17 protein-coding genes and 5 pseudogenes are annotated in these 21,367 nt (G+C 46.7%); 7 read left to right on the top strand and 15 right to left on the bottom strand.

The features are described from left to right. Positions 1 to 90: 90 nt before the first annotated feature. The 6 genes and pseudogenes from ACTWJ7_RS12170 to spoVAC form a co-directional block, all read right to left on the bottom strand. The gene (locus ACTWJ7_RS12170) at positions 91 to 2,304 is read right to left on the bottom strand and encodes a DUF4129 domain-containing transglutaminase family protein (protein WP_301878055.1); all 2,214 of its coding nucleotides are present in this window, start codon (positions 2,302 to 2,304) and stop codon (positions 91 to 93) included. Further along, positions 2,301 to 3,547: pseudogene (locus tag ACTWJ7_RS12165) on the bottom strand (DUF58 domain-containing protein). The gene ACTWJ7_RS12170 and the pseudogene ACTWJ7_RS12165 overlap by 4 nt, the downstream one beginning before the upstream one ends. A 3-nt stretch (positions 3,548 to 3,550) precedes the next feature. Beyond that, positions 3,551 to 4,506: pseudogene (locus tag ACTWJ7_RS12160) on the bottom strand (AAA family ATPase). A 210-nt stretch (positions 4,507 to 4,716) separates the two neighbouring features. Next, entirely contained in the window at positions 4,717 to 5,067 is a 351-nt protein-coding gene (spoVAE, locus tag ACTWJ7_RS12155; RefSeq protein ID WP_053781314.1) for a stage V sporulation protein AE, read from the bottom strand. Positions 5,068 to 5,070: 3 nt separating this feature from the next. Further along, positions 5,071 to 6,087 carry a stage V sporulation protein AD gene (gene spoVAD, locus ACTWJ7_RS12150; RefSeq protein ID WP_024628528.1) on the bottom strand — a complete coding sequence of 339 codons (1,017 nt, stop codon included), beginning with the start codon at positions 6,085 to 6,087 and terminating at the stop codon, positions 5,071 to 5,073. Next, positions 6,084 to 6,587, bottom strand: coding sequence for a stage V sporulation protein AC (gene spoVAC / locus ACTWJ7_RS12145; protein WP_079349687.1), 504 nt, complete (start codon positions 6,585 to 6,587; stop codon positions 6,084 to 6,086). The genes spoVAD and spoVAC overlap by 4 nt, the downstream gene beginning before the upstream one ends. Positions 6,588 to 7,190: 603 nt before the next feature. Here spoVAC and ACTWJ7_RS12140 point away from each other — a divergent pair. Then, a pseudogene (locus ACTWJ7_RS12140) lies at positions 7,191 to 8,263 on the top strand (M42 family metallopeptidase). A gap of 148 nt (positions 8,264 to 8,411) precedes the next feature. Here the strand turns inward: ACTWJ7_RS12140 and ACTWJ7_RS12135 are convergent. Continuing rightward, positions 8,412 to 9,119, bottom strand: a complete 708-nt coding sequence (locus ACTWJ7_RS12135; RefSeq protein ID WP_079349689.1) for a metal-dependent hydrolase — start codon at positions 9,117 to 9,119, stop codon at positions 8,412 to 8,414. 251 nt (positions 9,120 to 9,370) lie between these two features. Between ACTWJ7_RS12135 and ACTWJ7_RS12130 the strand changes: the two are divergent. Continuing rightward, a pseudogene (locus ACTWJ7_RS12130) lies at positions 9,371 to 9,999 on the top strand (YfbR-like 5'-deoxynucleotidase). Between the two features lie 52 nt (positions 10,000 to 10,051). Here the strand turns inward: ACTWJ7_RS12130 and ACTWJ7_RS12125 are convergent. Then, positions 10,052 to 10,804: a response regulator transcription factor gene (locus ACTWJ7_RS12125; protein ID WP_301878056.1), complete on the bottom strand. Its 753-nt coding sequence runs from the start codon at positions 10,802 to 10,804 to the stop codon at positions 10,052 to 10,054. Next, on the bottom strand, positions 10,794 to 12,695 hold the full coding sequence (locus tag ACTWJ7_RS12120) for a cache domain-containing sensor histidine kinase (RefSeq protein ID WP_079349691.1): 1,902 nt from the start codon (positions 12,693 to 12,695) through the stop codon (positions 10,794 to 10,796). The genes ACTWJ7_RS12125 and ACTWJ7_RS12120 overlap by 11 nt, the downstream gene beginning before the upstream one ends. 176 nt (positions 12,696 to 12,871) lie before the next feature. On the opposite strand from ACTWJ7_RS12120, the gene ACTWJ7_RS12115 reads away from it, so the two are divergent. The 5 genes from ACTWJ7_RS12115 (at position 12,872) to ACTWJ7_RS12095 (ending at position 17,492) form a co-directional block, all read left to right on the top strand. After that, positions 12,872 to 14,173, top strand: a complete 1,302-nt coding sequence (locus ACTWJ7_RS12115; RefSeq protein WP_301878057.1) for an ABC transporter substrate-binding protein — start codon at positions 12,872 to 12,874, stop codon at positions 14,171 to 14,173. Between the two features lie 66 nt (positions 14,174 to 14,239). Then, positions 14,240 to 15,148, top strand: a complete 909-nt coding sequence (locus tag ACTWJ7_RS12110) for a carbohydrate ABC transporter permease (RefSeq protein ID WP_443145492.1) — start codon at positions 14,240 to 14,242, stop codon at positions 15,146 to 15,148. Then, complete coding sequence (locus tag ACTWJ7_RS12105; RefSeq protein ID WP_079349693.1) at positions 15,149 to 15,973, top strand: carbohydrate ABC transporter permease; 825 nt, start codon at positions 15,149 to 15,151, stop codon at positions 15,971 to 15,973. Positions 15,974 to 16,074: 101 nt separating this feature from the next. Further along, complete coding sequence (locus ACTWJ7_RS12100) at positions 16,075 to 16,494, top strand: Rrf2 family transcriptional regulator (protein ID WP_079349694.1); 420 nt, start codon at positions 16,075 to 16,077, stop codon at positions 16,492 to 16,494. Positions 16,495 to 16,634: 140 nt separating this feature from the next. Then, positions 16,635 to 17,492: an SDR family oxidoreductase gene (locus ACTWJ7_RS12095; protein WP_079349695.1), complete on the top strand. Its 858-nt coding sequence runs from the start codon at positions 16,635 to 16,637 to the stop codon at positions 17,490 to 17,492. 599 nt (positions 17,493 to 18,091) lie between these two features. On the opposite strand, the gene imm48 is transcribed toward ACTWJ7_RS12095, so the two are convergent. The 6 genes and pseudogenes from imm48 to ACTWJ7_RS12065 all read right to left on the bottom strand — a co-directional run. After that, the gene (gene imm48 / locus ACTWJ7_RS12090) at positions 18,092 to 18,535 is read right to left on the bottom strand and encodes an Imm48 family immunity protein (RefSeq protein WP_079349696.1); all 444 of its coding nucleotides are present in this window, start codon (positions 18,533 to 18,535) and stop codon (positions 18,092 to 18,094) included. Between the two features lie 141 nt (positions 18,536 to 18,676). After that, positions 18,677 to 19,579, bottom strand: coding sequence for a nucleotidyl transferase AbiEii/AbiGii toxin family protein (locus ACTWJ7_RS12085; protein ID WP_301878058.1), 903 nt, complete (start codon positions 19,577 to 19,579; stop codon positions 18,677 to 18,679). Positions 19,580 to 19,616: 37 nt separating this feature from the next. Continuing rightward, complete coding sequence (locus ACTWJ7_RS12080; RefSeq protein WP_079349697.1) at positions 19,617 to 20,198, bottom strand: hypothetical protein; 582 nt, start codon at positions 20,196 to 20,198, stop codon at positions 19,617 to 19,619. 94 nt (positions 20,199 to 20,292) lie between these two features. Next, positions 20,293 to 20,544, bottom strand: coding sequence for an SMI1/KNR4 family protein (locus ACTWJ7_RS12075; protein WP_443146369.1), 252 nt, complete (start codon positions 20,542 to 20,544; stop codon positions 20,293 to 20,295). A gap of 390 nt (positions 20,545 to 20,934) precedes the next feature. Further along, positions 20,935 to 21,246, bottom strand: a complete 312-nt coding sequence (locus tag ACTWJ7_RS12070) for a pentapeptide repeat-containing protein (protein ID WP_218671923.1) — start codon at positions 21,244 to 21,246, stop codon at positions 20,935 to 20,937. 15 nt (positions 21,247 to 21,261) lie between these two features. Further along, positions 21,262 to 21,318, bottom strand: a pseudogene (locus ACTWJ7_RS12065) (hypothetical protein); the annotation flags it as partial. Positions 21,319 to 21,367 lie beyond the last annotated feature (49 nt).

Genomic DNA, 21,367 nt, shown 5'->3' with positions numbered 1-21,367 from the left:
ATACGACACACTATATCACAAATCCGTCTTTCCTGAAAATGCATACAGCGCCTGATAGCTTAGGAAAAAGGAAAAACGGGACGGGCGACATTACGCCCGTTCCGCTTTAAGTTCCTTACGCAGCTTCGAGGCTGTCTGATAGACGGCCTTCCAGTCGTCTGCAGTTACAGACGCAGGGCTATAGCGAGTCTGCTCAAACTTCGCGAGAAGTTCGTACAATGTCTCTGCTGCAGCTGGCTTCGCCTGACTCCAGCGGGTTACCGATTCACGTAGGGTCTCGTCCCCGCTCCGGGTTAATCCTTTGCGCTTCGCATAACGAATCCAGCGCTCAGTCTCTGCCACAACCTTTTGTTCAGGTGTCAGCGGTCCACCTGTCCGCAGTCGAAGCACGAAGAATCGAAGTGAGAGGCGATTCCGCCAGAACATATAAGCCACCCACAATACAATGATGGCTCCCGCAGCCCAGATCACAAAAGCCGGGATGCTGGATGAGGCCTGCTCAGGCGCAGGAGTCTGCTCTTCCTCTTTTACCGGTTCCTCTTCAGGTTGTACTTCAGGCTCATCTACAGGTTGTACATCGGGTTGTTCGGTTAGCAATGGCATATCAAAGCCCGGAGTCGCTTCAACCGGAATCCAGCCATACTCACCAAAATAAACCTCAGCCCAAGAATGCGCATCTGCATTCGTTACGGTGTAGGTCGTCTCGATCTCAGCCCCAGGTTGACGAGGGGCCTGCATGTCCGAATTCAGCGACAGCTGACCAGGCGCGTACCCTTTCACCCAGCGGGCAGGAATGCCTTCGGAGCGCGCCATCATAACCAGCGCAGTCGAGAAATAATCACAATACCCTTCACGAATGTCAAATAAAAATCCTTCGACAAAGTCACTGCTTACTTTTCGGGATAAATCCGGATTGTTTGTGTAATCAAAATTATGTTGTAAATAGTTTTGCAGTAATGCTACTTTTTCATACGGTGTATTTGCCGATGCTGTAATTTCAGCAGCCAGGTCCGTCACCCGATCAGGAAATCGGGATGGCAGCTGCAGGTACATATCATCTGTCGGATTGCTCGTATACAGATCATCAAAAGATTTGGTGCGAAGTTCATCTTCCACAATGACTGGCGCCTCGGATACAATCGTATACGTCTTCGGATATTGCGGCTGCTGGCGGTCTGTAACGACATGCAGTTCTGCCTGCTCCGGATTCCATAACATCCGTTCCGAATTAGCTTCCCCATTGACAGACGTTACTTCCGAAATAGAATAGGCTCCGAAGAGGATCGGATACACGTTGTCATTCAACATCGTCACTTTCTGAGTGACTTGTTTGGTGCTCACATTTCCGGGTTCGTCATTCTCCAGAGCCTGTCCCGCCTCAACATCCTCTGTCGCACTTCGTCCGCGATCATCCCAGCCTGTTCCCGTATACTCAGCGCGTGTCTCCCCACGCCAGTAACTGCGCTCATTGGTGGTGACGGACATGACAGGTGTATAGTCGAAGTTAAATCCTCCGCCAAGCTGGTTGTCTTCCCTGCTGTATCCCGACTCGGTTGCTGCCGGAATGTCCAGTGTTCCATTCCCGGCCTGATTCGTCGAACTTCCGGTATAATTACGCCACGCGGTATACGGGTCCGTCAAGGTAGGAGGAACTTCCGGCATGTTCACACTGGCTACGATAATTAAAGAAAATATGATTGCAATGTTCGCCAGAATTTTGTAAGGATACCGGATAATTCGCTTCCAGCCTTGTGGATATTGCAGTTGAAAATTACGGAAGTGCTGGCATACCAGCCATCCCATTCCCGCAAACATGACCCAGGCAATTTCAATCCAGAGTGGAATCTGGGTAAAGGAATCCAGAATTCCCATCGAAATAATGTTGATGCCCAGAAAAACAAGAATTCGGCGTGTCGTGTTCACCAGGCGAAGGGCAGCTTCAAGCATGACCCATGCGCACAGAGTGAACCAGATGTAAGGCGTCAGATGCATTATGAACTGCTCTGTGCGCTCCGCTAACGTGCCGTAAGGGATATAAACCGTATAATCGATTAATGTCTTATGCAAAATATATAAAAGGACTATCGCCTTGATTATAGTTCGAACCATAATTTTGAAAGGCAGAATCACTTCCAGAATACTTACCGCTGCGAGCGTCCACAGCACTAATGAAGTTGTCTCGGTATACCAGGTTTCCTGTGTAAATGATATCCACTGCATCCCAATCAGGAAAATCCAGAGCAACGAAGCTGCATGATACCAGGATCTTCTCCCCGCTGCCAGCTCTTTGCCTTTAGTACTCATACATTACCTCCCCCCATAACCGTTGGAAGCTCCTGCAAATGGGAAACGGTGAAGGATCTTGTGCCTCTTCCGCGCAGCATCGCATTCCACTCGGAACTCCGGCGGGAATCACTGGGCTCAATTAGAATATGACAAGGAGTCATTCCCCGTGTGTCAGCCCATCGAAGCAGCTCCAGAACTTTTTCATCTTTCTGGGAGAAATCACTACAAAATAAGCGCCTTGAGGAAACTGACGCGATATCTTCTCGACACCAGGCAGCAAACGATTCTCCTGGCCGTTATATTGGATATCCACCAGATGATGAATCATCTTTTGCCGTTCCAGCGAACTTTCGCTGGGAGCAAAAAATGAAGTCTTCTCCGACAGTGTCAGCAGTCCCATACCCATTCGTTCTCTTGTGCCATACTCCAGGAGGGAAGCAGCCGTGGACACAGCCAGTTCAAAGGCCTCACCATGTTCATAGCTGCCTGCCAGCGCATCCAGCACCAGAATCGTTTTCGGCACAGACTCATGTTCAAATTCCTTGGATTTCCACGCGCCTGTCTTCGCAGTAGCGTTCCAGTGAATCCGGGAAAGACGGTCTCCGTACACATAATCACGCACACCATTGATCTGGGTCGTTTCCCTGCGCGAGCGGGTCAGGGCCGTCTGGGGGCCGGATAACCGCGATTTACGGTCATATAGCTGCCAGTACGGAATAAATACGGTCCGCGGCAGAACCCGGAATTCCCCTTTCGCTTTGAACGTGCCCCGATGCTCCATCAGCCCAAAGATGTCCTCGCTGGCACATTCCGTTTCTGAAAAGACATACTTGCCTCGCTCCAGCGGTGGGGTCTGAAATGACAATTCACCATACCCACGCATGCTCGGAATAAGGCTTTCTTTGAAAGACCAAGATTCGCCGTTATGCCGATGCAGCATTTCACGCACAACCACATAAGGGAGTGGCAAAAATCCCGGGATGCTCAGACTTAACTGCACCTGTACCTGGTCACCGGCATGCAGCAGCTCTTCATGATCCTGACCGGAAGAGAGCTTGCGTACGCCTTGAGTACGCCGTACACCGCTAAAACCAGCAATCGCAAGGTAAAGACAAAGCAGAGTCACCATCGACAGCAACATCAGGGAGGTCTTCCCGCCCTGGAATAAAACATAAGCCAAACAGCACATCCACACCGCCGCGATGCTCCATACGCGAGGGTGGCGTATTCCCCTTCGGACTGTACTCAAAAGCGGCTTCATCAATTATTGCCCCATGGAGACGGGCACACGAACCTGCTGAAGTACGGAATTTAATACAGCTTCGGAGCTCATGCTGTCCAGTCTCGATTCGGGACGCAGCACGATCCGATGAGAGATTACGTAAGGTGCCATCGTTTTCACGTCATCCGGAAGCACGTAGTCACGTTCCTGCAAGAAGGCAAAAGCCTTCACTGCCATCATAAATGAAATGGCTGCCCTTGGGCTGGCGCCAAGCAATACGGATGGATGGGAGCGTGTTTTGCGAACCACGTCAAGCAGATAATCCATGACTGGATCACCGAGGAACACTTCCTTGATTTCCTGTTGAATGGCAGATATCTGATCCATGTGGGTTACGGATTCAAGCCGATCCACAGGCTGACCGGACTGATGCTGTTTCAGTAGCGTTTTCTCGATATCTTTGTCGGGATAACCCAAACTTATTTTCAACATGAACCGGTCCAGCTGCGCTTCCGGCAATGTGTACGTTCCTTCAAAATCGATTGGATTCTGGGTTGCACAGAGCATAAATGGATGGGGCAGATCATACGTATCACCATCTACCGTTACACTCCGCTCCTCCATGACTTCCAGCAATGCAGACTGCGTTTTCGTTGTAGCCCGGTTAATCTCATCTGCCAGCAAAATGTTGGTCATAACCGGACCCGGGCGGAAGTAAAGCGCTCGTCCCGCGGATGGAAAACGGATACCCCTGTAATGTCACTCGGCAAAATATCAGGATTACATTGAATGCGGCGGTACTCTCCGCGCATGGATTTCGATAACGCTTTAACCAACTGCGTTTTGCCTGTTCCCGGTACGTCTTCAATCAGAACGTGTCCGCCTGCAAGCAAAGCTGTGAGCAAAAGTTGAATTTCAAAGGATTTCCCCATTATGCATGATTCCAGATTAGAACGAACTGCTGATATGATTTGGATCGACTCTTTGCGCACAGGCATGTGGTCTAACCTCCTAAAAAAGCATACAGATTTCCTTTTATTGTACATGATCCACGGGCGCGAGTACACTCGAAGGAACTCATATTTTGTTTCCATCCGTCAGATTCACCGCAGTTATCGCATGATTACGACAAAAAGAGGCCCGGATAGAAGTTATCCGAAGCCTCTGCTGGATCCTTATATAATGTTTAGCTCTGCATGCTTTGTTTGTTATCCTTTGGGTCGAACCACTAATGCCGCGAGAAAAGAAAAGATAATCGCTGAGGAAATACCCGCCGCGGTCAAATCGAATATCCCCGTAATAACACCGATCCATCCCTCTTTCTCCAGCTCCGTCAATGCCCCGTGCACAAGGGAGTTACCAAAACTGGTAATGGGAATGGAGGCTCCCGCCCCAGCGAATTTGACGAGTGGATCATATAGTCCAAACGCATCCGCAACCGCACCGGCCACAACAAGTGTACTCATCGTATGTGCAGGAGTCAGCTTGACACCATCCATCAGAAGCTGTCCCACAACACAGATCAACCCGCCAACAATAAATGCCCACAAAAACTGCATCCTTTATCCCTCCTTTTCTATGGCTACGGCATGCGCAATACAAGGAATGCTCTCGCCCTGCTGGTATGAAAGTGGGGACAATAATGCACCAGTAGCAACAACCAATACCTTATTGAGTTCACCCTTTTGCATCCGGTTCAAAATATGACCGTAGGTCACGGTCGCTGAACATCCGCAGCCGCTGCCCCCAGCCACAACCTGAGGCTGCTTTTCCAGGTTATATATCATCAGGCCACAATCATTGAAGACCGTTTGTTCCATCGGAACACCCTCTTTATGCAAAAGCTCCTTAACGATGGGCAATCCTACCGATGCAAGATCACCTGTAACAATCAGATCATAATAACCGGGTTCCAGGCCCGTATCCCGGAAATGCGAAACAATGGTATCTGCTGCCGCAGGAGCCATTGCAGCCCCCATGTTAAACGGATCTTTAATGCCCATATCCATAATTCGGCCAATTGTCGCTTTGGTGACTACAGGGCCTTGACCCGTGCGGGATATCACACTGCAACCCGACCCCGTAACAGTATACTGCGCATATGGCGGCTTCTGAGAACCGTACTCTGTTGGATAACGAAATTGCTTTTCCACCGTACAATTATGACTCACCGTACCTGCTAGTACATAATCCCCTGCACCAGAATCCACTATGAGTGAGGCCAGAGCCAAGGTCTCCATTGAGGTTGAACAGGCACCAAATACCCCCAGATAGGGTACACCCAACTTGCGGGCAGAAAAAGAACTGCTGATAATCTGGTTCATCAGATCTCCGCCAACAAAGAATTGAAGCTCTTCCTTCGTGATATTGGCATTGATCAAAGCCATTTGAGAGGCCTGTTCAAGGAGCTTGCGCTCTGCCTTTTCCCAGGTTTTCTCCCCAATCTCCAAATTGTCATATACATAATCAAAATCAGATGCAAGAGGCCCTTGGCCTTCATCCGGCCCTCCGACTGCTGACCTGCCGATAATGCGTGGACGGTTCTCAAATTGCCAGGTTTGTTGGCCCAAGCGTTTCATAGATGTCCACCTCCGAAGCCGAGAATGGCATACACGATCCCCACGATGAAGGCAGCAACGACACCAAACACGATGACCGAGCCTGCCAGTTTGAACATGTTCGCACCGACACCAAGTACCAGCCCTTCGGCACGATGCTCTAGTGCTGCCGAGCACATGGAGTTGGCAAACCCGGTGACAGGGACAGCCGTCCCGGCCCCAGCCCATTGCGCCATTTTATCGTAGACACCCAAACAAGTCAGAATGACTGAAATGAGAATCATGACCGCAACGGTTGGACTGGCAGCTTCCTTGGATGTCATGTGGAACCCGGCCATAAACGCTTCCTGGATAGCCTGTCCAATGACGCAGATGAATCCGCCGACGAAGAATGCTTTAATACAGTTCGCCCAGATTGGACGGGCAGGCTCGTGTTTTTTGGCGACTTTTTTATATTCCTGTTCACTGATGGACAGGGATGATGATGATTTTTTTCCACTACCCTTAGATTGAGCTGGCAATATACAGAACCTCCCTTAGTGAAAATGAGTCAACTGATGTGACTGCATGTACTGTGTGTAATCCTGTATTCATTGTTTGTTAAGGTTGGGAAAGTTATGTATCCGGCGGAAGACAGCATTTGTTTCCAGCAGATGAAGCAGCCGAATCAGATGAGTCGCTCAGCGCCGGATCAGAGGTCAGATGAAATTTATAAATAAAGCAGAATGATCACGAGCAAAATAAAAAGGACGATACAAAGGATGGTTTCATTGCCTTCATCGGGTGGAATCATCTATTGTCCAAGCTCCTTCCTGTTGTTAGGCAAGTGAAATGACGGGTTTATTAAAAATAAAGGTTAAGCAAAACTGTTCCTCACTATATGCATATTCATTGCAACAGCCTCGCGACTGTGTTTGGTGCGGATTTAATAGCCCGATGAAGCATCAAACGCACAATCATTCATGCCTGAGATACGTGACATAACCATGGACAATTACTTGCGCAAGGTTCATACTGTAGTGTGACCAGTGGTTAAATAAACGTTCTTCTCTTTCGAAGGACAACAGTCCGGCAGCCGTTCTGCTGAGACCTGATCTACATACAAGCAGAGGAGTTGTCGACACATGAATCAAAAAACGTTGGAAATGTTTCGAACGTTGACGGAATTCCCTTCCGTTTCCGGGTTTGAACGCGAGCTTCGCGGATGGATGAAGGAACAAATGTCTCCCTATACAGATGAATTTGTCCAGGATCGGTTGGGCAGCCTTTTTGGCGTGTTGCGAGGAGAGGCGTCCGGACCCAAAGTCATGGTTGCAGGTCACTTCGACGAAGTTGGTTTCATGACTACAGGCATTACGGAAACAGGCATGATCAAATTCCGTCCACTCGGTGGATGGTGGAGTCAGGCTGTACTGTCTCAACGTCTGGAACTCATCACTCCGGAACGCCGAATTCCCGGGGTTGTCGGTTCAACACCTACTCATTTACTCGATGAATCCCAGCGTAATAAACCGGTTGATCTCAACCATATGTACTTGGATATTGGGGCGGATAACCGTGCAGAAGCAGAATCTTGGGCATTCATCCGGGTATGCAGATCGTGCCGATCTGTGAGTTCACACCGATGGCCAATCCGAAGAAAATTATGGCAAAGGCTTGGGATAACCGTTACGGAGTAGGGCTTGCACTTGAGCTGGTTGAAGCACTACATAAGGAAAAGTTGCCAAACACCCTCTATTGCGGTGCAACCGTTCAAGAGGAATTGGGACTCCGTGGTGCACGCACGGCTGCCAATCTGATTGAGCCGGATATTTTCTTTGCACTGGACTGCAGTGCCGCGAATGATATGACCGGAGATAAACAATCATTCGGACATATTGGTCAGGGGGCCCTGCTGCGCATCTTCGATCCGGGCATGTTCACCCATCGCGGTATTGTTGAATATGTTCAGGACACAGCATCATCCAATCAGATCAAAATGCAATATTTCATCTCTCCTGGGGGTACAGATGCCGGAGCGGTTCATCTGAGCGGAATCGGTGTGCCTTCAACGGTAATTGGCATCTGCGCACGTTACATTCATACATCCTCTTCCATTATTCATACGGATGACTATGATGCAGCAAAAGAGTTGCTCGTGAAGCTGGTGAAGGGTCTGGATCAGACAACACTGAACACAATAATCGAAAACGCATAACTACCATTAAGAGATGCCCTAATTTTAAGGGCATCTTTTTTATGTTCAGAACAGGACATTCGTTTCAATCATCAGGTTAAGGTGCGAAGTAGAAATGAATAGTAAAATGCCAGCCCTGCAGAAGCAAAGACTGGCATGATTTGGTGGTTTACAGAAATAAAGGCGAAAACGCAATCCAGGCCAAAATAAGTGCCAGCACAATGCAGACATTCTCCACAACAGCCCCATGTTTCGTACCTGTACTCATGAGATTGAACCGTATACGCCACTTGAGTGGCGGCAATGGACGAATACCCCGATTCGTCAACGAATCAGCCAGCAGATGCATGGCATATGCCGTACCTCCAGCTACCCAGATCTCAGGCCCCTGCAAATGAGTCGTACTGTAGAGCAATCCTGCCCATACGGCGGTTCCATAGAGGGAATGCGTCAATCCCCGGTGAGTTAGCGTCGTGCACAGCATTAACAGACTGCCCGCGATCAGATTCCATGGTGCAAATGCATGGCCATAGAATACGAGTCCTAATCCAATCGCAAACATCAACACTTTGCGCAGCGAACGGGACGGCAGGAAAGATACCATCGCAATCAGAATGGCAAGCAGCAGATTCCATGGTTTCGCCTGAACATAGAAGTACACAAATACAGCGACAGGCAGCAGGATGGTCTGCAGCAGTCGAATCAGGCTGTTCGGCAATGCCTTGGATACCAATAGCGAATTCGGTTCATCGATGTCTGGCAGCAGCGAACCGATCAGGGCCACAGTAACCGCCGGTGCAGTCACAGGCATACCTGCCAATTGCAGAACAGAGAGGGATACAGTGGTCCCAATAATGAGGTGGGATCTTCCCATCATGATGCAAAAACTTCCTTTCGAAGAAATAGGGAACATAAACCGTCCACTCCAGATATTACAACGAAAACAATATAAGAACAATAGTTCGCATTTCTCATTTCATCCATTCAAACTGTGGAATTACCTCTGTATCTATGGGCAGACTATCATCTGAACGGATTTTTACCTTTACGCCAAACGACGTTAATCTTGTCTTAACATCTCTGGTGTATAGTCGGTTCATACCCAAACAACAAAGGATGATTACTTATATGGGAATTCATACGTACTTCAGGTCACTCAACGATCTTGAACGCATCATTCGTACCCGGGAAAATTCAAATTCGAGGAACACAGCGTATCCGCTCACTCATGGAAAGTCGTGCAGTATGCCAAAACACTTGCCGATATTGAGGAACAGCATGGGGTCGCTATTGATTGGAAAAAACTTTACGAAATCACCAGCAGTCATGATTATGGCGAAATCTTCATCGGTGATATCAAAACACCAGTCAAACATTATTCACTGGAGCTTCGTTCCATGCTGCAGCAGGTGGAAGAAGGTATGGTTGCGCATTTTATTAACGAAAATATTCCTGAGGAATTCCAGCCCATATTCCGCAGACAGCTGCGTGAAGGCAAAGACAACTCGGTTGAAGGACTTATTCTGGAAGTAGCCGACAAAATGGATCAGGTGTACGAAGCGTTTGCTGAACTGCAGCGTGGCAATACCGAAAAGGAATTTATCGTCATGTATCGATATGCCCTGATCAAAATCAAAAATATTGATCTCCACTGTGTACACTATTTCCTCGAACATATTCTCCCCGACATCATAGAGGAAGGCAACCGCTCCCCATTCGATATCCGCCAAATCACGGAAGATGCTTTGTCACAATAATCAGCTCCAGTCATCGTGGTTCTTCAAGAACCATGGACAGGGCTTTTTTTCGTTATTGCAGCTGTTGGCGATACTCGCTGGGATACAGTCCTGTCTTGTTTTTGAAAATACGGCTAAAATAATGGGAATCGCTATATCCCACCGCTTTGCCTACAGCCTTGATATCCATTTCTTTAAAGGTCGCTAGCATGCGCTTTGCTTCGTTGATTCGAAGCCCTGTCATGTATTTGAGCGGGGTTTCACCCGTCACCTTTTTGAAACACTTCCCCAGGTAATCCACGCTGAAATGCATCTGTCCTGCCATGTCTTGCAACGTAATTTCATGCATATAATTCTGTTTCAAATACAGCTTGACTGCCTCTGCAATATCCTCCGGCTTCACCTGTTCATCCAGCATTGCACTAACATGTGCCAGTGAGTCTCCTGCACTGCCGAGCTTTAATTCCATCGCATCCAGCAGCGTCCGAAGCTGTCCTTCCGTGAGGGGTTTAAGCAGATAATCCTCCACCTTGTAACTGATCGCCTGACGAGCATATTCAAACTCATGGTGACCGCTCAGGATCACGATCTTGACATGCGGATAGGCAAAATACAGATGCTTCGCCAGTTCCAGCCCATTCATGACGGGCATCTGAATATCGGTAACAACCAGATCAGGCACTGTATGTTCAATCAGTTCCAATGCTTCCTGTCCATTCCTTGCTTCACCTATAACCTCAAACCGTGTGCTCAGCTCGCTGAATTTCCGGGATACATTGCGCCGAATTAACGCCTCATCCTCCACAATAATGGTTCTATATGTCATGACCATGAGACTCACTGTGCCCCTTTCGAATGGAACCGCCAATCGTGATGCTGACCCCGCCAGAAGAATGATTTGTAATATGCATAAGAGCCGCAGAACCATACCATAATTTGAGCCTGATCCAGATGTTTTTCAAGCCCATACCGTTAATCTCAAGTTCCGGCATACGCTCCCATTCCTGTGATTGTTGTATGTACTGCTGGATGAGCATAAGTGCCTCGGGTTCCATGCCCGGGCCGTTATCTTCGACAGTGATGCGCCATGTTTCCTGCATACTGTCCAGCTCTCCAATGATATGCAGCTTCCAGGGCGGATTATCACGCAGTCCATATTTCATGGCATTTTCCAGCAAAGGCTGAATCAGCAGCATGGGAACCTGAAGGCTTTTCATCGAGTCAGGAACATGGAATTCGTAAAGCAGATCATCTTCGAACCGAATTTTCATACACTCCAAATACCGTTCGCAATAGTCAATTTCTTTTTCCAACGGAACACCGTTTTTGTTCGGAGCCGAGATGTAACGCAGCATGGATGCGATGTGACCGCAGAACACAACGATCTGTTCATTCATGCCCTCCTCTGCCATAATGCTGATGTTCGTAATGTTGTTATAGAGAAAGTGAGGATTCATCTGAGACTGCAACGCCAGCAACCTGGCATCCGTTTCCTGGGATTTGACCGCCAGCATGTCCTGGAAGGACTGCACAAGCTGTTGATTCAATTGGATAAACGTATCATTCAGCTCATCCATCTCACGGATGGAACCCGGATATTCCAGCTTGAACAACTGACCAGAGTCCTGGCCTGTAGTCAGATCATGGACACCTGTTTTCTGAATAATACGCTGCAAACGATGGAGCGGCAAAGTAACGCGTTTGGATATCAGATATGAGAGGAGCAGAATAAGCATCAAGGTCACTAAAGTAGCCCCTATGAACAGAAGAGCCGTGCGATTCAAATTTGCGAAAAGGGATTGTTTGGACTGCATGACGATAACTGTCCATCCCGTTTCTTGGGAGGTGGTGTAGGTCATCATTTGCTTCGAATTCCCATTGGGAGCTACCACTTCCTGCATCGTTCCTGAGGGATAGAGATTGTTCCCAATCAAGTTTACAACGTCGGAATCTATTGCCTTTAACTGCTGCTCATGGGACAAAAAAGGATATAAAATCTCATTTCGTTCATTCACTACATACACGCTCAGTTCTTCGTTTCCGGCTTGCACATCGTTCAAATGCTGGAACAGGGTTCCGGCATCCTGCAAAATTTCGACGACTCCTTGCGAGACATAATTCCCATCCTTATACACCCGGGTAAGGGAGAGATATCGTTTGCCTGATTCCCCCTGCCCTGTTGGCATCGGTAAAGTTCCACCATCCAGTACACTTATGACACGCCAGCCATTGCGCGTCCACGTTTCCTCGTACCACGGTCTTTGGGTCAAATCTACCGACAGCTGTCCATTGAACGCGCCCGCACCCAGCATGTTACCGTTCACATCATAGATATTGGCTTGTTTGGCTGTGTTGGAACTGCTAATAATCGCCAGAATGACATCAATCAGTGTCGTTGTATCCTTGTAAAATGCCGGGTCACTGGCCAGCGTCTGTTCCTTGTCTTCCGCTGGAGATAAATAGTGACTGAAATGCTCCTTGACCAGGTTGGAATATACGATGTTCATGGAGAAATTGTTCATTTTGACGATTTCCTGATCCAGATTGCCCACCATCGAGTTTCCCAGCTGTTTCTGCTGTTCAGCGCTGCGATTACGAATGTCATTGGCAAGAAAAACATATAAGAGGCTTGCCACAATCAGTGAAAAAACAATGAATACCGCAGAGTAGTAGGCAAACAGGCTTTGCTGAAGCGTCCTGAATCGGTACTTAACCATTTCACACCTCGTTATAGGTTGATATCTTGCAACTTACTCGAAAATGTCCACCCAACAGGACGTTTTTGTCTATTGAGCGCATTCTTCCTTCCGCGTAAAGTTATCCACATAAGAATACGCTTACATAAAGCGTTTCTGCAAGAGCCAATATTCTTTATTCCTTGGGAGGTTCATTGATGAGAAAACGATTTCTATTATCCCTTGTAGGTGTACTGTTGCTGTCCAGCCTGCTTCTTGCCGGGTGCAGCACCAGTGAAAATTCTGAAGGCACAGGCAAGGTTACGCTAACCTTCGGAACAAGCCAGAGCGGCATTCCACGTACGGGAATCATGCAGACGATGGCGAAGGAGTATGAGCAGGAAACGGGTGTGAAAATTGACTTTCAGGTGGTCCCTGACGCCCAGTGGCGCGACCTGATTAAGGTCAAGCTCGCTTCTGGTGAAGCACCCGATATTTTTAATGTGGATGTAGACCCGCTTAGCATGCTGGCCAATGTTAGACCGGAGGAAAATGCCATCGATCTGACCAATGAGGAATTTACAGGACGCATGTCCGAGGAGATTTTGCCAACGGTTAGCCATAACGACAAGGTGTACGGGGTTTCTTTTGCACCATCGAAAATATGGTATGTGTACTATAACAAACGCATCTTCGAAGAGCTTGGCATTGAGCCGCCAACATCCTACGCCGAGTTCAAAGCGATCAGCCAGAAAATCAAGGACAAGGACATCATTCCGTTCTATCAGGCGCCTGCCAGCGGATGGTACCAGGTGCTGCCATTGTTCGAAACCGGACCGAACTATGAGCAGGCTTCGCCGGGAACGTACGAGAAGCTAAACAACAATGAGATGAACGTCGCGGATTTGACGCAGCTCAAAACGGTCATTGAACAGCTGAAGGAGTTTGCGGACCTTGGTTACTTCGGCAAGGATTTTCTATCCAATACAGTGGAGGCTGGGATTGAAGCCTTTGGTCAGGAGAAGGCAGCTATGCTGCTCCGGGTTCCGGGTACCGAAAAGGAAGTATCCGAAGCTTATCCAGACATGAAAGACAATATGGGATTTTTCGTAATGCCATGGGGTGATAATCAGACCATTGGTGTGAACCCGGGTGGTTCGGCTGCGATGTTTGGCAACAAAAACAGCAAGCACCCGGAAGAGGTGTTAAAGTTTTTCCGCTGGATCACCGAGCATGACCATCTGCAGCGTGTATTTGATGGCGGAGAAGGCAACCTGACCATCTGCTGGCCGGAAATTGAACCGAAGCTGACACAAGATTACATCGATTATGAGAAAACTCATGAGAAAGGTACGGTCATGCAGGCAGCTGTGAAGTACATTGATCCGCAATGGATGGATATCGGCAAGGACCTTTCCGGCATGTTCGCCGGAGCGATGACCCCTGATCAGATTCTTCAAAATATTGACAAACGCCGAGCCGAACAGGCCAAGGTACTGAAAGATGAAGCCTGGCAATAACAACGCATATCCCGGCAAACTTATGAAGCTGACCACCATTGACATGCAGCGAGGCTACCCTCGCTCATGCCATTCTGGCAGGAAGGACGGTTGGTACAACTTATGAATGCAAACAAAATCTATCCCTGGTATTTCTCCTCCGGAGCGATTGTGCTGTATGTGCTGTTCATTGTCGCTCCCGCCCTGCTGGGCATTTATTATTCCTTCACCGACTGGAACAGCTACAGTTCAGAGAAGAACTTTGTTGGACTTGAGCATTTCCGCACCATTCTGGCGGGTGATCCAACGTATTTACTTTTTATCAAGAATACTGTTCTGTTCACCCTGATTACATCCATCGCCAAAACCGTACTGGGCTTGTTCCTGGCTCTGCTGCTGGTCAGCGGTGTAAAGGCCGCCAATCTGCACCGGATGATCATATTTTCACCCCAAGTACTGTCATTCCTGATTGTCGGCCTGGTTTTCAAAAGCCTGCTCGATCCCAACAACGGCTTCGTTAACGTGACGCTACGTTCGCTGGGGCTGGACGTTCTGGCGCAAAACTGGCTAGGTTCCCTGACCTGGGCGATGCCATCCATTATGGCGGTGGACACGTGGAAAGGCATGGGATACATTATGGTGCTGTTCATTGCCGGACTGCTCGCCATTCCTCGCGATTATTACGAAGCGGCATCGATTGACGGTGCCAGCTTCTGGCAGAAGCTGTTTCGAATCACGATTCCGATGCTTATGCCTACAATCACGATCGCCACGGTGCTCAATATTACGTACGGGCTGCGGGTATTTGATGCGGTATATGTACTAACCAATGGAGGGCCAGGCAACGCGACAGATGTGATTAACACAGCAGTGTATTCCTCTTTTGCCAAAGGTTATTGGGGACTCGGCAGTGCATTATCCACGATTCTGTTTGTCATTATGGCGATCATCTCCTTCTTCATCATCCGTTTGATGAACCGAAAGGTGGAATACTAGATGCGAATGAAGAAACGGCTGGTTTCCATCGGGTTGAATATACTCGCCTGGCTGCTTAGCCTGGTGGTACTGATTCCTTTTGTCGTCATTGTACTGAATTCATTCAAATCCGATGCCGAAGCCAAAGTGCTGAAACTGACGCTTCCCGAAAAGTTTATCTTTGAAAATTATAGAATCGTCTATGAGCAGGGACACTTGGGTGGTTCCTTTTTCAACAGTCTGCTGCATTCAACTGCTTCTTCCCTGCTACTGGTGTTTGTTGTGGCGTTCTCGGCCTTCACTCTGTCGCGTAATTATTCGAAGCTAAGCAAGTTCCTGTACTTCTTTCTCATTCTGGGCATTACACTGCCCCTAAACTATATTCCATTAATGGAGGTCATGAAGTCGCTGGGCATGATTAATTCGCATGTGGGCATGATTCTGCTCTATACAGCTATGGGCATTCCGATCTCGCTATTTATAACGTATGCGTTTGTATCCAATATTCCGAAAGAACTGGATGAAGCGGCAATTATGGACGGATGCAACGGGTTCAAGCTGTTTCTCCGAATTATTGTGCCTTTGTTAACCTCGGTACTGGTTACGGTTTTTGTTCTTAATTTCCTGAGCGTCTGGAATGAGTTTACCGCACCACTCTACATGCTCAATACCGTCGAGATGTGGCCGATGACACTCGCTGTATATAACTTCTTCGGACAATTCAGTGCTCAGTGGAATCTGGTCAGTGCGGATATCGTGCTTACCTCCCTGCCTGTGTTGATTGTGTTCCTGATTGGGCAAAAATATATTGTTGGCGGATTGACTTCCGGGGCTGTTAAAGGTTGAGACATGTCCGAAATGTAAACTCATTCACTAACTGCTTCTAAATTTATAATTGACATCAGGTTTATTTGTAACTATTATAGTTACAACGGTGGTGATCACAAATGAAACAAATCAGCAGTCGCTTTTCCATTGCGGTTCATACGCTGTCACTCATCGCTGTTGTACCCAACGAATGCACGGGAGATTTTATCGCGCAAAGTGTGAATACCAATCCCGTCATTATCCGGCGGATTATGTCCAAACTCAAACAAGCACGCTTGATTGAGGTCAGACCCGGCGTGGGCGGTGCCTCCTTGCTAAAGGACCCGGCAGACATCACACTTCTGGATGTATACCGTGCTCTTGAGGTCGTGGAGGACGGTGCGTTGTTTAACTTTCACAAACATCCGAATCCGAATTGTCCTGTTGGCAGCATGATCGAACAAACCTTGCGTGCTGAGCTGATTGAGGCTCAGACAGCGATGGAGCAGCGCTTGAATCGTGTAACGATACAGCAGATGATGGATCAGGTTAAAGTCTGAATGAAAAAGCTCATTGCGAGCTTTTTTTAAACCTTTCGTTGTAATCACACCTGTTATAACACATACGATTACATCATATGTTTCCAATTGGTGTATCACCGAATATCAAAACAAAACATATCCCCTAGGAGGAAAAGACAATGAAAATTTTGGTTACTGGCGCAACAGGTCACTTGGGTTCACTGGTCGTAGAGGCTTTGTTAAAAACGGTATCTGCTGGGGATCTAGCTGTAAGTGTACGCAACCCGGAGAAAGCTGACGCCCTTCGTGCTCAAGGCGTTGACGTTCGTCACGGTGATTTCGATCAACCCGAAACGCTGGAAAAAGCATTTGCAGGGGTAGATCGGCTGCTGCTGATCTCCACCGATGGTGACAACGAGACGCGTATTCGCCAACATCAGGCTGCCGTGAATGCTGCCAAGAAAGCAGGCGTTGGATTTATCGCTTATACCAGCGTTGTGAATGCAGAGAAAAACACCCTTTCCTTGGCTGAAGTACATCGTGCCACTGAACAGGCTATCCGTGAATCGGGCATCCCTTATTCCTTCCTGCGTAACAATTGGTACCTGGAGAATGAAGCAGGAAGCGTTCAAGCAGTTACCCAAGGCGCACCGTGGGTGCATGCAACGAACTCCAGCCAAGTGGGCTGGGCTACTCGCAGTGATTATGCACATGCTGCTGCTGCAGTACTTACAGGTGAGGGACATGAAAATTCAGTATATGAGTTGTCCGGTAAACTGCGTACCCAAGCTGAACTCGCCGCTATTGTTGGGCAAGTACTTGGACAGGACATTAACGTGCAAAACGTGGACGATGCCGCATACGCTGACATTATGAAAGGTGCAGGTCTGCCTGACTTTGTGGTATCGATGCTTGTAGAAATGCAAAGTGCCATCCGTGAAGGCGCACTGGCTGTAGAAAGTGATACATTGGAGAAATTGCTTGGCCGTCCGGCTCAACCATTGAGCGAGGGTGTTAAAGCGATTTTGGGCAAGTAAGTTTTGAGTATAAGAGCTTTCCAGATATCTGAATTCTCTCTGCTTTATAAACAGTGAAGAAGAGAAGAAGAGAATAATGGAAAAATTAAAAAGGGACACACCAGCGAATGTTGGATGTGTCCTTTTTGATGTAGCTAAGAACTATAACACGATATAGAAGCTGAACAGATCACTTATCCTAGTGCGCGTCTTCAAACCACGGAAAGCAGAAGCCGACCTGAACGTGTCAGCGCATGGCATCATGAGTGTACAAACATGCGAGCACTAACGAATCGGAGGCGTCTTATTCAGGGATTTGAAGTGACCGCAGAAATCTAAGAAACCTGAGACACGCTATATCAGAATAACAGCGGTTTACTGCGGTTTTGACAGGTGGTTTCAGGAAATAACGTGTCTGAGGTTCCTTACTTATTAGAAAGAGCATCTGAAGGCGAAATAAGACGTCCTGAGTTCCTTAGAAATGGTCTACTATTCGCCAGCCAGGATCAGCAGGCTTGGACTTCAAGACCGTAATTATTGCTCGATGTAACGTGCCGGAATGTGATCGGCCAGCCATATATTTTCATTCCCATGATAGAAGAGAAGTCCGTCCTTGCTCTTCAGTTTCTCTCCGGTTGTACCGCCGCCAAAATCTCTTGAATGTTGCGGGCCAGCCCTTCGTCGTCCTCCTGGTTAAATTGACGGTGTCCATTAATCCCACGATGAATAATCGTGTTCATTACCGGATGAGCCTCACGGTCTGAAGCCACCCGGATCAGATCATCGGCAAAATCCACAGCCTGCTGTTCACTGTAGTTAAACGGCTTGATTAGCATCCGGATGCTCAGTGCATGAGCCTGTGGTTCCTTAAGTTGATCCCGATGAGTAATGCCGTATACCGCCCCAAAACCAAATGCAGCCATGACCTGCCGCTCCAGTTCAGTCGTTTGTTCCAAGGGCGTACCCAACAGATCACATATCTTATCCACCATCTGCTCCAGCTCTGAAGCAGCCGCAGCCAGAATCATGTCGTTAATATCTTCAGCGTTAATAAAATCAGTCATATTGTAATTCTCCATTTCTGAGCTATATTGAATCCATTCTCTCAGACTCTATGAGAACATTGTATCGGAGATAGGGTGTTCCTTTCAAATCTATCTACGGTTAGACAAACAATGATTCAGCTTACTTGTAAATGAGAAGCTCTATTTGTGCGTAATACAACTTGGTAAATGATCATACGCGTAACTATTAATCCCAGCGTGATTCATCGTTTTGCGGAGCTCCGAAACAAACTCCATAAAGTACACTTCAGGACTACGACTTCCTGCATAATATTGCAGGTCGTAATCGTAGTTTAACCTCAAATACACATCATGAAGATTGTTAACCAGTACCTTTTTCATATCCTCTCTTGTAATTGCTGGGTCTATATAGCACTCGTTGACCAGGGTCTGTAGTGTCTCCTGCAGAGCCTGTTGGTCGTATGACGGGTTAGACAACAGATGCTGCAAATCATACAAGTCTTTGAATCGGGGCCTCACTATCGTTTGATGTAGTTTCCATGCAATTTGAATGGAGAGTGGTACGGTGTGAGGAACGACAAAAGCTTCTCCAAGCATGGGTTGGTACGATAGAGCAACAGACTTCTCGTCCAAGTCGAGGTTAAAGGATATATCAAGATGCAGCTCATCCTCATCTTCATACTCATTTTCGCTCCTTGGTTCACTATCAATATAAAAGGCAAGCTCTGTGTTCACCGTAGGGAAATCATCCGCCATCGCATAGTCTATTCTTCTCCAGAACGTGTTCTCCCGAAAGCTTCGAAATACGATACCGTCATTCAGGTCCATTTCCGTCACCCGGATCATCCAGTCTGTAAATATTTCATTGGCCTGGTCCTCAGTCTCAATTCGACCTACATACAAAAAGTCGATGTCATCAACATAACGTACATTGGGATTCTCCAAATACTGTCTTGTCAGCAAACTTCCTTTTAATACAAATGGGCTATTCACCAGAGAGGCACGCTTCAATAAGGCTTCCAACACAACAATGAATCTTTCATCCTCGTTCAAGTTATGTAATTGTACATTTTTCCCAGACACCTGTTCTCCTCCTCTATTCATCGCACCCAACATTCGGTTAGATCCATCCACGATCCAGTTCTTCCCGACTGTCATAGATGCACAGTTCATATTGCTGTTTTAACAGTTCGATTTTGTTCTGCTGTAAGATATTATGTATCTTCTCTACTCTGCTATAGAATTTTTCAGAACTATTATATTCTCTGACCGTAACAAATCTAATTTTCCCATTCGCATTCAGCGAGTTCCGTGAGATATGTCCGCCTGAGTCGGCGCACAACTGCTTCAACCTGACTACATCATCAACATACACTTTACCGTGCCATTCAAAATATGGCGTAGACTGCGCCAGCATCGGCTGATCAAAATACGTCTCTTCCTTTGCCGGAATTTCCACCTTCGTCCGAACAACTGTGAGTTCGTTATCCCGAAACTTCGCAACAACCTCTTCAATAACATTCTTCACTTCTTCATAATCCGCGCTATATACAATGCCTGTAATCATTGGCTGATTGATGTATTCACCTTGGTCCAAGACGATCAATACGGGCTTTACGTTCTCTTTATTACAGATGTTGATAAAGGTTTCCTTCTCATTCTGCTTCAGATCACTCATGGTTACATGATATTCAAATTCCATCTGGCCACTTCCTTACTGATTTTTATCATCTGTCATTAGATAGATCTATCTTCTCATCTTCTGTTAATTATTCAGACACATCGTTTTAACTGGGTCACGTGCTAACATGAACTAGAACAACCCTATTCACTGAGCATTTCAAAAATGCTGATATATTGGGAGCGACTTTTTGTGTAACTGGAGATATCACCTCTGACTCTTCATGAAACCAAATAACTACCACAGGCTCTTTCTTCTCTCTATAATCCAAACAAATAAAATCTCCTGAAAAAAGTGCCGCAATAGGAATTACATTCATCCCCACTAAATCTTCATTATCAGTTAATCTATCACCTATTTGTGTAATAATAACTTCAACATCATACCATCCATTAATAGGATCAAACTTTGGGGATCATGTAAACCCTTCGTTTTAGCCGATACTCTTAATAGTAGCGGTATCCATTCTAAAAATGACATTCACTTCCATTATATCTTCCTATCGGGGCGGATTATTCTACAGTTGTGAGTAATTAAAAAACACAAGAAAACAAAGATAACATTAAACAGGCCAATTACGGTGGTATCTGACCATAATCAACCTGTTTGATGAAACGAAATAGTAATTTTAGGTTATAAAATTAAAGCATTTGATGTGAGTACAAACATATTTAGTAAAATTTCATATAGGGCTGATAAGGGGTAAGTCTGATTGAGCATTGCTACCCATTCCACTCGGCACTGGCAACCAATCCTCTTAGCCACTTACTTCACATTTTTCTAACATCCATTTCTTTGCTTCATCTGATTTCAACAAAATTGGATTATCCAACGTACCAATATTAATACTTTTAATATGAGCTTCTTCTATACCTTTAATATTTTTCAAAGTCACTCCGCTTAATAAAGATTCTTCAAATGTCGCTACACTTATATCTATATTTTCAAGTATTGCCCAACTAAAATCCGTTAAGTAAAATGATACATTAATCAAATTACAATCTACTAAATATGCATTTCTAAATATTGCTTCCCAACAATCACCTTTACTAAATCCACTTTTTTTAATGACACATTTAGAAAAATCTGTATATCTGAGATCTGATTTATAAAAATCACATTTATCTAAATATGCATTTTTAAATGTTGACGAGGCTAATAATTATGTGTGAAAATCAATATTTTCCAGT

This window comes from Paenibacillus sp. 1A_MP2 (genome assembly GCF_052244825.1).
GTDB lineage: Bacteria > Bacillota > Bacilli > Paenibacillales > Paenibacillaceae > Paenibacillus > Paenibacillus vandeheii.
This window is presented reverse-complemented; position numbering and strand designations above follow the sequence as displayed.

Bases quoted from the DNA above. Each gene is read 5' to 3' on its own strand.
- ACTWJ7_RS12080 (WP_079349697.1), bottom strand. From the start codon at position 20,198: ATGGAATTTGAATATCATGTAACCATGAGTGATCTGAAGCAGAATGAG.
- spoVAE (WP_053781314.1), bottom strand. From the start codon at position 5,067: ATGCAGTTTTTGTGGGCATTTATTGTTGGCGGGTTGATCTGTGTTGTG.
- ACTWJ7_RS12125 (WP_301878056.1), bottom strand. From the start codon at position 10,804: ATGACATATAGAACCATTATTGTGGAGGATGAGGCGTTAATTCGGCGC.
- ACTWJ7_RS12120 (WP_079349691.1), bottom strand. From the start codon at position 12,695: ATGGTTAAGTACCGATTCAGGACGCTTCAGCAAAGCCTGTTTGCCTAC.
- ACTWJ7_RS12115 (WP_301878057.1), top strand. From the start codon at position 12,872: ATGAGAAAACGATTTCTATTATCCCTTGTAGGTGTACTGTTGCTGTCC.
- ACTWJ7_RS12135 (WP_079349689.1), bottom strand. From the start codon at position 9,119: ATGATGGGAAGATCCCACCTCATTATTGGGACCACTGTATCCCTCTCT.
- imm48 (WP_079349696.1), bottom strand. From the start codon at position 18,535: ATGACTGATTTTATTAACGCTGAAGATATTAACGACATGATTCTGGCT.
- ACTWJ7_RS12170 (WP_301878055.1), bottom strand. From the start codon at position 2,304: ATGAGTACTAAAGGCAAAGAGCTGGCAGCGGGGAGAAGATCCTGGTAT.
- ACTWJ7_RS12100 (WP_079349694.1), top strand. From the start codon at position 16,075: ATGAAACAAATCAGCAGTCGCTTTTCCATTGCGGTTCATACGCTGTCA.
- ACTWJ7_RS12095 (WP_079349695.1), top strand. From the start codon at position 16,635: ATGAAAATTTTGGTTACTGGCGCAACAGGTCACTTGGGTTCACTGGTC.
- ACTWJ7_RS12110 (WP_443145492.1), top strand. From the start codon at position 14,240: ATGCCATTCTGGCAGGAAGGACGGTTGGTACAACTTATGAATGCAAAC.
- spoVAD (WP_024628528.1), bottom strand. From the start codon at position 6,087: ATGAAACGCTTGGGCCAACAAACCTGGCAATTTGAGAACCGTCCACGC.
- ACTWJ7_RS12105 (WP_079349693.1), top strand. From the start codon at position 15,149: ATGCGAATGAAGAAACGGCTGGTTTCCATCGGGTTGAATATACTCGCC.